This window comes from Hyphomonas sp. KY3, assembly GCF_017309975.1.
In the GTDB taxonomy this organism is placed as follows: domain Bacteria; phylum Pseudomonadota; class Alphaproteobacteria; order Caulobacterales; family Hyphomonadaceae; genus Hyphomonas.
The window spans coordinates 796,690-809,768 of sequence record NZ_CP022271.1 but is presented as its reverse complement, the minus strand read 5'-3'; the positions used below and the strand labels follow the sequence as shown (position 1 = coordinate 809,768).

The window sequence follows — 13,079 nt, the reverse complement described above, 5'->3', positions numbered from 1 at the left end:
CTGCCAGCTTGTAACTGTTAGGAAAAGCGTTCTGGATAAACGGAAAGGCGGGTCTTGATGCTGCATCCATCCACCAAACGGCTGATAGACAAGCTCGGCGACATGACACGTCGACAGAAGGTAACGTGGCAGGAAGCCGAAAACGGCCAAATGACCCACGACACTGAAGGCTATCGAGTCACGCTGACGCCTGACCCTTACGGCGTCTTGCTCACAGATGCGCAAGGCCGGGAAATAGAGACCTGCAGCCCGTCCGACTTCAATGATGAACTTGATGCCGACGGCCGCCCTTACGCAATGTTCGTCGAGGAGCTCTACCGGGAGGCCAAGCGCCATGCACGCGGCGCAGAAGAGGCGATCAGTGCGGTGCTGGCCGGACTGACTGCTGCAGAGACAGGCGTCAGCGATGAACCTGCCGATCTGATCGACGATGCTGACGAGGAGGTATCTCCTGAGGCGTCAGGAGAGGATGCGGTCGAGGATCCATTGGATGACAGCTCCCCGCTGGAACCGGAAGCCTATCTGGAAATGGACAGTCAGTCCGACATAACATCAGCGGTCGCGTCTCTTGCGAGCCAGGTAAATACACCTTTGGAAGCCCAACCGGTTGAACATGAAGCCCCTGAAGAAATCAGCGAAGACACGCTGGAGTCTCCGATAGCATCACGGGGCGACCAACAGATGCCGTCCGAAGATGAAATCCTGACCGATGAAAACACGGGCATCTCTCTCGAAGAGGCTGTTGCTGACTCGGCTCATGAGGTAAATACTGTCGAAGACGCAGAACCCACCGAAGAAGCCACGCCTGAAGCCGAAGCCTCCATGTCGCCAATCATGGGTTACGGTGTCTCGTCACCAGATGCGCCAGCCGCGATGGAGCCTGTCGATGAACCGGGGCCACTACACGAACCAGCCGCAGGCTATACACCGACGGGTTATACGGAAATCGAACCGGAAGATGCCTCGACTGCGGAAGCAGACGCGCCGCAATTCATGGGCAAAGTCGACTCCGAAGCTACGGATGAGGCCGACACCTACACACCTGCCTTTGCGGATGTCAGCGACAGTGCGCCGAACCATGCCCAGGCTGAGCCATTTGGCAGTTTCACTCCAGAACCGGAGCCAGAAATAGCACCCTACACGCCCGAAGTTGCGACGATCGACGCGACGAGTGGAACGGAGGAAACGGCGGGTGAGCCGTCGCCTGCCCCGCAGGACAACTCCCCCCCCTCCCATAGTTTCCTTACAGGTGGGTATGGTGGCGGGCTAGATGACTACGCGCCTGAGTCTGACACTGCACAAGCACATTCGGAAATGGAATCTTCGGAACCGCCTGAAGTAGAACCTCAATTGGAAGCTGCTCCAGCACCTGAGATCACCCCGCAGCCGCCTCAATCCTTCAGCCTTTCGGGAATTGGGAACCGGCAGGCTCCCGTCGAAGCACCAGCTCCGCTGGACGCGACCGACTCAGTTGAGTCGGTGAGCGCCCCGCAAGTCGTGATCGACGCTACTCATGACCAGCCTTGGCCCGGAGCAGAATCGGACGACTCTGACGAGCATGCATCCGCCGTGGAGATGCATTTCGAGGTGCCCGAGCCGCACGCAGAGCCCGAAGTAGAGGTCGCACCAGAGCCCGACTTCATTGTGGATACTCCGACCGAACCGGCTGAAACCTTAGCCAGCGAAGAAGAGACTCAAACCTCCGAAGACGCAGCGCCACGCCCGGTCAAGCGGTTCAATCCCTGGAACTGACCACTAACCGCGCCAGAAGCGTCGGGTCAGAACCACAAATACAGCCACGAACTCGAGCCGCCCTAGCAGCATGGCAATGGCGCAAACCCATTTGGCGAAGTCAGGCAATAACTGGAATGTGCCGGATGGACCGATCATGGGGCCAAGCCCCGGTCCGACATTTGACACGCTGGTAGCGGCACCCGAAATGGCCGTCAGCGCGTCCACGCCGGTCAGGCTGATTAGTGCAGCGGCGACGAGGAAAGTCAGCAGGTAGAGGCTGATAAACACCATAACCGACTGCAGGACTTCTTCATCCACCGTCTTGCCGGCATACCGGATAGGCGTGCGACGGTGCGGTTGGATCATGCGCTGCGAATAGGCAACGATCGTCTTGGCGGCGATTTCCAACCGGAACATCTTCAGCCCACATGCCGCCGAGCCCGCACACCCTCCGACAAAGGTGGCCCCCAAGAATATGACCATTACGGGCTGCCCCCAAGTGTCATAAGGCGCCGAAGCATAACCGGTGCCGGTCATGATCGAGATGATATTGAACAGGGCTTCCTTAAAGCCGTGAAAGATATGGTCGAACACTGGTGGATCAACAACGGCCTCGTGGTAGACGACAATGATGATCGAAAAGATCAATGCCAGTGCCAGATAGAGGCGCGGTTGCGGATCGGCGAGCATCGGCCGAATGCGACCTTGAAGCATCAGCATCGCCAACAGGCTGAATGGCAGGCCCGCAATGAACATGAAGAGCGTGGCGACATACGGCGCATTGGTGTCACTGAAATAGCCGAACGAGGCGTCATGCGTCGAATACCCCCCCGCCGACATGGTCGTCATCGCGTGAGTGATGGCGTCAAACCAATCCATACCAGTGAGATAATAGAGCAAGGCACAGAGCATTGAGATCAGCAGGTAAGTGAAACCCAGATACGCCGCGATGTCGGTGATGCGCGGCAGGAATTTGCCCGACATGTCGGAGCTTTCCAATTCAAACAACTGCATCCCGCCAACCCGCAGCTGGGGCAGGATGGCGATGGCCGTCACGATGATGCCAATCCCCCCAATCCATTGCAGGATGGCCCGCCACAGCAAGAGACCACGCGGCATGCTGTCGAGCCCCGTCAAGACAGTCGCGCCGGTCGTGGTTAGACCGGAAACAGTCTCGAACAGGGAATCCGTCACTGTCATGCCCGACGCCAGGAATGGAATGGATGCAATCATCGGCAGGAACACCCAGACCAATACGGTCAGGAGAAATCCTTCGCGCTGTCCGGTGCGTTCAATGTCGCCGCGCGACAAGACCCACATGCATGATCCGATCAGGATCGAACCGAAAGCAGACACCTCAAACACATAGGTTTCCGCCCGCCCATCGGCGGAATCGATCAATGCACAGGGGATCATCGCCGCACCCAGAAGGACGGTCATGATGCCGAGAGCAAGAAAGAGAGGACGAAGCTGCATGTCTGGAGGGCAAGATACGCTGCAATTCCTGCTGAGGTGTCAACGCGTTACGTGGTTAAGCAGTATGCACCAAGGATGCGATCTGGGCAGAAACTGAGGGCTTCCCATGGACTCCTGACGGTAGAACCGGGCCATGTGTGGCCTGTGCCGGGGCAACTATGCCATTTTCGCGCCAAGTCCAAGGGCAGACGCCGGTTGACGGGATCGTCCGCAAGGGCCTAAACGCCCCTTCGTTACATTTGCAACCGATGACTCTCTCATGTTCGATCATTCCTCCTTCGATGCCCATGAGGGTGTCCACATGTTTCACGACGCTGACAGCGGTCTGAAAGCGATTATCGCTGTCCATTCATCGGCCTTGGGGCCCGCGGCAGGTGGCTGCCGCATGTGGAACTACGACACTGGTGAAGCCATGTTGCGGGATGCCCTGCGGCTCAGCCATGGAATGAGCTACAAGAATGCCATGGCAGACCTTCCCCTCGGCGGAGGCAAGGCGGTCATCTGGGGCGATGCGAAAGCCGACAAGTCACCAGAATTGTTCCGGGCGTTCGGACGCGCGGTCGAGAGTCTGAAAGGCCAGTACATCACCGCCGAAGATGTCGGCATCAGCGTCTCCGACATGCAAATCGTGCGCGAGGAAACGCCACATGTCGCCGGGCTTGATGAGGGCGATGCCGCCAGCGGAGATCCATCTCCGATAACAGCAATGGGCATATATCTGGGCATTCTCGAAACCGCGAAGCGCGCGCTTGGAACTGATGACCTTACCGGCCGCACGATTGCTGTTCAGGGCGTAGGTTCAGTCGGCGGACATGTTTGCGAACACTTGGCGAAGGCCGGTGCGAACCTCATCATCACCGACATTGACCAGGCAGCCTTGTCCGACATCTCTACCCGCACTGGGGCACGGATCGTCGCGCCCGACGAAATTTATGATGTCGATGCAGACATTTTTTCGCCAAATGCGCTGGGTGCAATCATCAATGAGAAGACGTTGAATCGTTTTCGTGTGAAGGCTATCGCGGGTGGCGCGAACAACCAGTTGATCGTCCCTGAAATGGGTGAGTTGTTGCGTCGCCGCGGTATTCTGTATGCACCGGACTATGTCATCAATGGCGGTGGCATCATCAATGTCTGCGCGGAAATCTCCGGCACCTATTTGCGGGACTGGGTCGACGCCAAGGTGAAGGCCCTCATGGTGACGCTCGGTGAAGTCCTGGATTTGGCGATGGAAAGCAGCGAGCCGACCAATCTCGTCGCAGACAGAATCGCGCGCCAAAGAATTGGACGGACGGATTAGGTAGTCTCACCTAGTTAAACCGGGGCGATAAATGGTACACACCATTATCGAACCTGAATGACGCTAGGAGTGACCCCATGTCCGTAGTCGCCATGCTGCAGGGAACGGTTGAGACCGATCTTGCAACCATACGCACCGCCCTATCCCTTGCTCGCCGCATGAATGTGCCAATGCGAGCATTATGCGCCTTGCCAGATCCGAACGCTGCTCTGATGGTGATCGCCACACCGGAGGCTGCTGGCCTGACCAGTGCGACCACCCAGTCGATTTTTGACATGCAGGAAGAAGTGCTCGCCAAGGCGCGCGAAGCCTATCAAACAGCCACTCAGGACGAAGATGCGGTTACCTGCGAGTTCAAGCACGAGGTCAACACGGTCGAACGTGCAGCGTCCAATGCGGCCTCCCTCTCGGAGGCAGTGATATTCCCACGTACAGCAGCAGACGGATCACAGCCGCTGAATGTGGGATTCGAGTACGTCCTCATGGATGCGCACCTTCCGCTTGTTCTCGCTGGCACCACGCCCGATATGGATGGCCCAGTCATCATTGCGTGGGATGGAAGCAATGGCGCAGCCCGCACGGTCCGCTTTCACTTGCCGCTTCTGAGAGCATTTGGCGATGTCATCATTGCACAGAACACAGATGACCTGAACAAGGACCCTCAACGCGAAATCGCGGCGCCGGAAGCGCTTGTGGAGTGGTTGGTACTGCAAGGGATTTCCTCGCGTGTCATGGAAATCGAAGGTGAAGTTTCTTCCGGCCTTCTGGCGATGGCGAAGGGCACCGGGGCCTGCATGATCCTGGCAGGTGCCTATGGTCATTCCCGTCTGGCTGAGCGCATTTTCGGCGGCACCACACGACGCCTGCTTACCGCTGACAATGCCCCAGCCCTTGCGCTAGCCCACTAAAGGAGAACTTCAAATGAGCCTGTCAAAAATCGTCCTTCAGCTCGCGCGGAACCCCGGCCTCCCGAACGGTGACGCTGGGCAAGGTTATACACTGGTCGCACCACTGACGGCAGCGGGTCAGATCGATATCGATGCTTGGCGTGAAAATCGCGCCGCGTGTCGCGTTGTACGGTTTAGTCCCGATCCGGAGGAGCATGCCGACGGCTTGCTGACTCATCGAGGCAGCCATTGGTTTTTCCATTACGATGAAGACGAGGAGGGCGATGACGAAGCGGGCTTCAAACTCGGCGAACATGTGTTCAAGGAAGGCGAGTACGTTACAATCGCCAGCCATGGTGAAACGCCCCTGACGTACAAGATCACCGATATCAGCCCGGTCTGATCCTTCCCGGGCGTCAAGCTGGACAGCACGTTCTGTTCGTCGCAGAATTCCAACCAATGAGGGCAGGCTAAAATGCCCCTTGGGAGGAAGACATGAAAAGACTATTGGGCCTCGCCGTTTCGGCGATCGCTTTGGCTGCGTGCGACAGCACTGCGCCAGACACTTCCACGCAGGAGACCGACACCGCCCACATGGAGCCCGCCTCTTCCGCGACGGAGCGGACGGCAGGATACAGTGAAGACCGCAATGCCTATTTCGGCGATCTTCATATCCACACGCGATCAAGCTTCGATGCCTATATCTTCAATGTTCGTCGCACAGCCAACGACGCGTATCGCTTTGCGCGTGGTGAAACGATCACCCACCCTTCCGGATTCGACATGACGATTGCGGGCGGCCCTCTCGATTTCTACACAGTTACCGACCATGCCGAATATCTTGGCATCCTTCCTGTCATGAATACACCCGGCACAGAGCTCTCAAAATTACCTCGTGCCCAAGACATGTTTTCGACCGATCCGGAAAAAATCACCGCAGCATTTCAGAGCGTCGGCGCATCTGTTCGCTCTGGCGAAGTGATCGAGGAAATGTACGATGAATCTATTATTGGGTCTGTTTGGGAACAGAATATTGATGCCGCCAATCGTCACTATGTGCCTGGAGAGTTCACGACCTTCGCCGCCTATGAATTCACCTCAGTCACCGTCAATGAAGAGGAAGACTCCTTTGCAGGAGGCAACCTTCACCGAAACGTTTTCTTCAAGGGGGACGCGCCTGATCGCGCCTTCTCGACGCTGGATTCGCCCAACCCTGAAGACCTCTGGGACTGGATGGATGAACAGCGCTCAGAAGGTTATGAGGCCATTGCCATTCCACATAACTCGAATGTCTCTGATGGGCAAATGTTCCGTCTAGAGACATACAATGGAGATCCACTCGATGTGGCCTATGCTGAACAGCGCATGAGGAATGAGCCCCTGGTCGAGGTAACTCAAGTCAAAGGCACCAGCGAAACCCACCCCTCCCTTTCGCCCAATGACGAGTGGGCAAATTTCGAAATCTATGACAGGCTATTGGCATCTTATCAGGTCTCGAAAACCGAAGGCGGCTATGTTCGTGAGGCCTATCGCAATGGCTTGAAACTACAGGAAGAGGAAGGTTTCGACCCATTCCGCTTCGGGCTCGTCGCGGCTTCCGATAGCCACGTCGTCGGAGGAGCCTATGACGAGAGCGACTATTGGTCAAAGGTCGGAGTCGTTGACGGCACACCGATGGCGCGAGGATCCGTCCCTTTCTTCGGCAAAAAGAATTGGGATGAGCAACCAGACAATCAGATGGTCAACAACGCCCGGGAATGGTTTTCCAGGTGGGCAGCATCTGGCCTGACTGGCGTGTGGGCGGAGGAGAACACACGTGAGTCTATCTTTGATGCGTTCCGGCGCAAGGAGACGTTTGCCACAACAGGGCCACGCATGAAGGTTCGCTTCTTCGCGGGTTATCGGTATTCTGACGATATGTTGGACGATGCCGACCTTACCCGGCAGGCCTATGACGGCGGCGTTCCGATGGGCGGTGATCTGGTTGGGACTGGCGAAGCGCCAACCTTCCTTGCTTGGGCCCAGCGCGATCCCAACATGGGTGCGCTGCAGCGTGTGCAAGTCGTCAAGGTCACCTCTGTCGGAGAAGCTGTCTATGACGTCGCTTGCCATACAGGCTCGCCGGATCCGGCGACACATCGCTGTTCAGACAATGGCGCTGCCGTTGACATGGAGACCTGCGCCCCCACGGGAGCTGGCGCAAACGAGTTGAAAGCTGTTTGGGAAGACCCGGACTTCGATGTTGCCCAGCGCGCGACATACTATGTCCGCGTTTTGGAAAATCCGAGCTGCCGCTGGTCGACTTGGGAAGCAATGCGTGGAAATGTGCCACCTCGCCCCGACGTGCCCCAGACGATTCAGGAGCGCGCCTACACGTCGCCCATCTGGTACATACCAGCCGATTAAGGGACGCTCCCATTGAAGTTCCTGAGAGACCCGCTCGTCCATTTCATCACTGCGGCCGCCTTGGTCTTTGCCGCGTTTGCCATCTGGCAAACGCGGTCGAACCAGGCAGACTCCACCATTCTGATATCCGCAAGTGAGATTGAGCGCATGGCCGCACTGTACACGTCCGAGGCGGGCACTCTGCCCGGCGAGGCGGACATGGCGGCCATGCTGTCCGACCATATACGCGACGTGGCTCTTGCACGGGAGGCGCGACGATTGGGCCTCGACCAGAATGACACAATCATCACGCGGCGACTGGCGCAGAAGATGAGTTTCGTCGTGTCGGATTTGCACGAAGATACCATGCCGACCGAGCGACAGCTCGAAGACTGGCATGCCGCGCATGCAGATCGCTTCACGCTGCCTGCTACCTTGACCTTCAGCCATGTCTATTTCAGCCCTGATGTTCGCGGCGCAGAGACAGCTGCTGCCGCAGAAGAGACGCTCACGCGCTTAAACGCCTCCGATCCTCCAGCAGCGGCGTCGCTGGGTGACCCCTTCATGCTGCAGCGCCAATATGGTGACATGCCACTTAGGGAGTTGGCGCGGCAGTTTGGTGGCGCATTTGCCGAGACCCTTTCAACAATGCCGGTCTCTGAAGATTGGCAAGGTCCCGTCTCCTCTGCTTACGGGCTCCATCTCGTTCAGGTTACACACTCAACCGCAGCTATGCTTTCACCGCTTGATGAGGTTAGAGCAGAAGTTCGCAAGGACTGGCTCGAGCAAACACGTCGCGAAAAGAATGAGCAAGCCATTCAGGAGATCATTGCGCGGTACAAGGTCGAGATAGAGGGCGGAAACTGATGCGTGTCGCACTGTGCGTGTTGGCATCGATCCTGATGGCGCTCTGCGCTGCTGCACATGAGGTGCGACCAGCCTATCTGGAAATTACCGAGACCGCTCACGGCGAATATGATGTGATCTGGAAACAGCCAGTTCTGGATGGTCGACGACTGAAGCTCGACCCGGTCTTTCCTGGAAATTGCGCCCGACAAAATGAGCGGATGTCTGCCCCCGCAGCCACGCTCGTCACCCGGTGGTCGATGGCATGCAATCTCAATAATGGCGAACTCTCAATATCGGGCCTCGACCGGACCCTTACCGATGTGTTCGTGCGCGTAGAGCGGCTGGAAGAAGATGATGTTTCGGCACTTCTGCGGCCTGGCGCGAATGCCATCCAGCTGAGCGGCCCCCAGGGCGCGCCGACACTTGCCTATTTTAAAATCGGCGTAGAGCACATCATTTTCGGTTTTGACCATTTGCTGTTTGTGCTGGGTCTTGTCCTGCTGGTCAGACCGCGCCAGTTGCTTGCCACGGTGACGGCCTTCACCGTGGCGCATTCGATCACCCTTGCCGCCTCGGCGCTGGGCGGTGTGACGCTGCCCGGTCCTCCCGTGGAGATTGTCATTGCCATGAGCATCGCGCTATTGGGAGCTGAAGCAATATACAGAAAGCGCGGGCAAGACACGCTCGCACAGAACCAACCCTGGATCATCGCCTTTGGATTTGGCCTTGTCCACGGTTTTGGATTTGCGGGCGCTCTGTCTGATATTGGCTTGCCCAAAGGCGCGGAGATCTTCGCGCTGCTCCTGTTCAATTTGGGTGTCGAAGTGGGGCAAGTTGCGTTTGTGATATTCGTATTGGCCCTCGCCTGGGTCGGGCAGCGGCTCTATCGCCAGGGTGCACCATTTGTGCGCACGGCCGCAGCGTACGCGATCGGCATCACTGGCAGCTTCTGGGCCATAGAACGGATCGCCGCGACGTTTTTCTAAATGCCGAGGGCCTTCCACAACATGCGAGCCGCCACGATTGCGAGCAGAATGGCAAACCAGCGTTTCAGCTTCGCCGCATCCAGCTTGTGCGCCAGCTTTGCGCCAATCGGCGCCATGGTCACAGTGAAGGCGGAAATCAGCGCGAACGCCGCAAGGTTCACATTTCCGAGCGAGAATGGCGGCCGACCGTCTGTGCCCCACCCCACATAGATTGCAGCCAACGCGCCAGGCAAGCCAATCGCTACGCCCCAGCCCGCCGCCGTCGCAACAGCCCGATGGATCGGCCGACCACACAGAGTCATCAGGCTGACGCCAAACGTCCCGCCCCCAATTCCCATCAGGGCAGACAGTGTCCCTACAGATGCACCAAGCCCCGCGCGTACAATGCCGCCGGGCATCTCGTCTGCCAATCGCCACGTCGGACGCCCGAAATAGAGCTGTGCCGCAAGCAGGAAGGCCAATGAACCAAAAATCGCCAGCAAGCCACGATTGGACAAGTATCCGCTCAGCGCCATGCCAACCAGCGCCCCGATGACAATCCAGGGCGCCCAGCTCCGGATGATCTGCCAGTCGACGGCACCGTGAGCATTGTGGGCCATCACGCTACGGATCGAGGTGAGGATGATTGTCGCCAGAGACGTCGATACGGCGACGTGCATGGCTGTCTCGCCAAAGCCCATCCCTTCGAACAGGAAGTAGAGCACCGGCACAATGATCGCGCCGCCTCCGATGCCGAACAGGCCCGCGGCAAGGCCGGCCGCGATACCTGCTGCGGCGAGCGCCAGCAACAGGGGTGCATACTGGACAAGCAACTCCATCAGGTCACGATGGCCTTTTCCCGGTAGGCCTCAGTATCCCAACTGCGCGTTTCAATGATCTCGGCCAATTCCGACATCGCGTCCCAGATTTCAGCATAGCCAAGGAATAGCGGGGACAGACCAAGCCGGATCGTGTGTGGCGTACGGAAATCGGCCTCAATGCCCCAATCGGCCAAGGCGCGGACAAGCGGGTAGCCATCTGGATGACACACACTGACATGCCCACCGCGCGAGGCCGGATCGAGCGGGGACGCAATGTCGAGCCCCATACCTTCGGCCATCATCAGACACATCTGGCCCAGGGCTCGCGCCTTTGACCGAACCTCGACCATCGAAACACCGTCAAAGACATCCAGCGCGCCATTCAGCGCGGCAAGTGAAAGAATAGGTGGCGTGCCAGAGGCGAAGCGCGCTGTCCCCGTTTTGGGCGCGTAAGCAGAAGTGAATTCAAACGGTGCAGAATGTCCCATCCAGCCCGGCAATGGCGTTTCCAATCGGTCAGCGACATCTGCCCTGGCATAGACAAAGGCAGGCGCGCCGGGACCTCCATTCAGATATTTGTAGGTGCACCCCGTTGCAAACCGTGCGCTGGCAGCGCTCAATTTAACATCAAGCACGCCAGTCGCGTGGCTGAGGTCCCAGATGATCACACCACCACCAGACTGAGCTGAAGCCTCGTCCGCGGCCATATCGGCGAGCTGAGAAGAGCGGTAATTCACGAGGCTCTTCACCAACACACCACCCTCAAGCTGGGAGATCCCCTTCCCCGGCGCAGCGCGGACTAGGTCCACGCCAGTCAAACCAGACAGACCATCAAGAATGTATTGATCGGTCGGAAACTCATCCTCTTCGACAACAAGGCGACGCGTGCGCGCCAAAGGCAACGCCGAGGCAGCAAGCTTGAACAGATTTATGGATACGCTGTCGCAAACAACTACTTCGCCCGCCTTGGCGCCCACCAGCCGTGCGAGGCGATTGCCGACATGTTCGGATAAATGAATCCACTCTGCCGAGTTCCATGCGCCGACGCGGTCGTTCACCCATGCACCCTCTGATGCTGCACGCAGATTTCGCAGGGCACCGATGGTGGCTGGCCCAAGCGAGTGCCCGACCAGATAGGTCACACCTTCCGGCAGGGCAAAGGCATCCCGGCAAAGGGCGAGCGGGTCGGTCGCATCCAGCGCCTCCGCTTCGGCGCGCGATTCCGGAAGGGATATCAAGGTCATTGCCTGTTTGTGCATGACAGAATGCGCCGACGCTAGTAGCAATCCCCGTATGCGCACACCTTCCCTCGCTACCCTCGCCTTACTCTGTCTCGTCGGCTGCGACGCGCCAAATCCGGAATTGTCGCAAACTCCGCCCCATGCTCGAAACGAGACAATACCGCTCCTGCAGTGGCCAGACCTGCTCTCGCGGGAACGACCAACCACGCCGCACACAATTCGCACTGGCCCATCAGAAACCGACATTGTTGATCTCTGGCTGCCTGATGGCGCCGGGCCGCACCCTGTCGTGATCATGGTGCATGGTGGATGCTGGCAAAAATCGATTGCGGACCGGAGATTGATGGATTTTGCAGCTGAGGACCTCCGCCAAAAAGGGCTCGCGGTCTGGAACATCGAGTATCGTGGCGTAGATGAAGCCGGTGGCGGCTATCCGGGGACGTTTGAAGATGTCTCTCGCGCGGCAGACGCGCTTCGCGGTCATGCGAGCCAGTTCAACCTTAAGCTCGACCGGGTCGGTGCGATTGGTCACTCCGCTGGCGGCCATCTGGCGCTGTGGTTGGCAGCCCGGCCCAAGCTGCCGAAGTCGAGTACGCTCTGGCGCTCAAACCCACTCCACATAGATTTCGTGGTCAATTCCGGTGGTCTTGCGGATCTCGATGCTTCCGCGCCCGTGACACAAGCTGCCTGCCTAAGCTCAATCATGGAAGCGCTGACAGGCGCACCGTCAGGCGCACGACAGGATGTGCTTTCCGATACATCTCCCGTGGAATTGCTGCCTTTTGCGGCGCATCAGGTCAGCGTGAATGGCGAGCAAGACCAGATCGCACCGCCGATACTCGGCGAGAGCTACACCGATAAAGCTATAGCAACAGGCAGCGATGCGCGGTTCGTGCTTGTCCCGAATACAGGCCATGTTGAGCTTGTCGCCCCTGGCAGCGAGGCGTTTGAACTACAAGCTGCCATCCTTCTTGAAGCGCTTGCCGACTAGAGTTTACCAGACGCCCGCCTGTTTCAACGCAGCATCCAATGATGGAGGAATGTCGACAGCGGCTTCCTTGCTACCCAGATCACGGGGTGCATCAGCAGGTTTGAGGTATCGCCAGCCCTGAAACGGGCGCTTCTGTTTGGCGTAGGTTCGGACAAGATTGGGATCGAACACCAACTCACACATTGTATGACCGTCGCCCATCACTTCGCGTACCTCCACAATACGCTGACGTACTCGGATGGCCCCCTTGATGACCCAATAGATCGAACCACCCTCGAGCAGTTGGTCTTTCTGTTTAGGCATCATGCGGGTCTGATGAAACGGCTCACGCCCCTGTTTCATCAAGCGCTTTTGCCAGTTCACCAAATCGTCAATGTCTTCCGCGCCAACGCAAAGCTTCACCATGTGAATCGTCATGCGCCCAATCTAG

Annotated in this window: 12 protein-coding genes; 8 read left to right on the top strand and 4 right to left on the bottom strand. The window is 58.0% G+C overall.

The features are described from left to right. Positions 1 to 57: 57 nt before the first annotated feature. Positions 58 to 1,752, top strand: coding sequence for a hypothetical protein (locus tag CFA77_RS04165; RefSeq protein ID WP_206992383.1), 1,695 nt, complete (start codon positions 58 to 60; stop codon positions 1,750 to 1,752). 3 nt (positions 1,753 to 1,755) lie between these two features. Here CFA77_RS04165 and CFA77_RS04160 read toward each other — a convergent pair whose 3' ends face one another. After that, positions 1,756 to 3,174 (bottom strand): TrkH family potassium uptake protein, encoded by a 1,419-nt coding sequence (locus tag CFA77_RS04160; protein WP_242517482.1) that lies wholly within the window; start codon positions 3,172 to 3,174, stop codon positions 1,756 to 1,758. Positions 3,175 to 3,469: 295 nt separating this feature from the next. Here CFA77_RS04160 and CFA77_RS04155 point away from each other — a divergent pair, with 295 nt between their 5' ends. The 6 genes from CFA77_RS04155 (at position 3,470) to CFA77_RS04130 (ending at position 9,617) form a co-directional block, all read left to right on the top strand. Continuing rightward, positions 3,470 to 4,510 (top strand): Glu/Leu/Phe/Val dehydrogenase, encoded by a 1,041-nt coding sequence (locus tag CFA77_RS04155; protein ID WP_206992381.1) that lies wholly within the window; start codon positions 3,470 to 3,472, stop codon positions 4,508 to 4,510. Between the two features lie 77 nt (positions 4,511 to 4,587). Then, entirely contained in the window at positions 4,588 to 5,418 is an 831-nt protein-coding gene (locus CFA77_RS04150) for a universal stress protein (protein WP_206992380.1), read from the top strand. A gap of 13 nt (positions 5,419 to 5,431) precedes the next feature. Next, positions 5,432 to 5,800, top strand: coding sequence for a hypothetical protein (locus CFA77_RS04145; protein WP_206992379.1), 369 nt, complete (start codon positions 5,432 to 5,434; stop codon positions 5,798 to 5,800). A gap of 92 nt (positions 5,801 to 5,892) precedes the next feature. Further along, positions 5,893 to 7,803, top strand: coding sequence for a DUF3604 domain-containing protein (locus tag CFA77_RS04140; RefSeq protein WP_206992378.1), 1,911 nt, complete (start codon positions 5,893 to 5,895; stop codon positions 7,801 to 7,803). 12 nt (positions 7,804 to 7,815) lie between these two features. After that, positions 7,816 to 8,649 (top strand): peptidyl-prolyl cis-trans isomerase, encoded by an 834-nt coding sequence (locus tag CFA77_RS04135; RefSeq protein ID WP_206992377.1) that lies wholly within the window; start codon positions 7,816 to 7,818, stop codon positions 8,647 to 8,649. Beyond that, entirely contained in the window at positions 8,649 to 9,617 is a 969-nt protein-coding gene (locus CFA77_RS04130; protein WP_206992376.1) for a HupE/UreJ family protein, read from the top strand. The genes CFA77_RS04135 and CFA77_RS04130 overlap by 1 nt, the downstream gene beginning before the upstream one ends. Here the strand turns inward: CFA77_RS04130 and CFA77_RS04125 are convergent. Both CFA77_RS04125 and CFA77_RS04120 read right to left on the bottom strand, forming a co-directional pair. Beyond that, on the bottom strand, positions 9,614 to 10,435 hold the full coding sequence (locus CFA77_RS04125) for a sulfite exporter TauE/SafE family protein (RefSeq protein ID WP_242517481.1): 822 nt from the start codon (positions 10,433 to 10,435) through the stop codon (positions 9,614 to 9,616). The genes CFA77_RS04130 and CFA77_RS04125 overlap by 4 nt on opposite strands. After that, the gene (locus CFA77_RS04120) at positions 10,435 to 11,661 is read right to left on the bottom strand and encodes a hypothetical protein (RefSeq protein WP_206992375.1); all 1,227 of its coding nucleotides are present in this window, start codon (positions 11,659 to 11,661) and stop codon (positions 10,435 to 10,437) included. Before CFA77_RS04120 ends, CFA77_RS04125 begins: the two co-directional genes overlap by 1 nt. Positions 11,662 to 11,710: 49 nt before the next feature. Between CFA77_RS04120 and CFA77_RS04115 the strand changes: the two genes are divergently transcribed. Further along, on the top strand, positions 11,711 to 12,649 hold the full coding sequence (locus CFA77_RS04115) for an alpha/beta hydrolase (RefSeq protein WP_206992374.1): 939 nt from the start codon (positions 11,711 to 11,713) through the stop codon (positions 12,647 to 12,649). 3 nt (positions 12,650 to 12,652) lie between these two features. On the opposite strand, the gene CFA77_RS04110 is transcribed toward CFA77_RS04115, so the two are convergent. Beyond that, positions 12,653 to 13,066, bottom strand: coding sequence for a DUF1489 family protein (locus CFA77_RS04110; RefSeq protein WP_206992373.1), 414 nt, complete (start codon positions 13,064 to 13,066; stop codon positions 12,653 to 12,655). Positions 13,067 to 13,079: the final 13 nt, after the last annotated feature.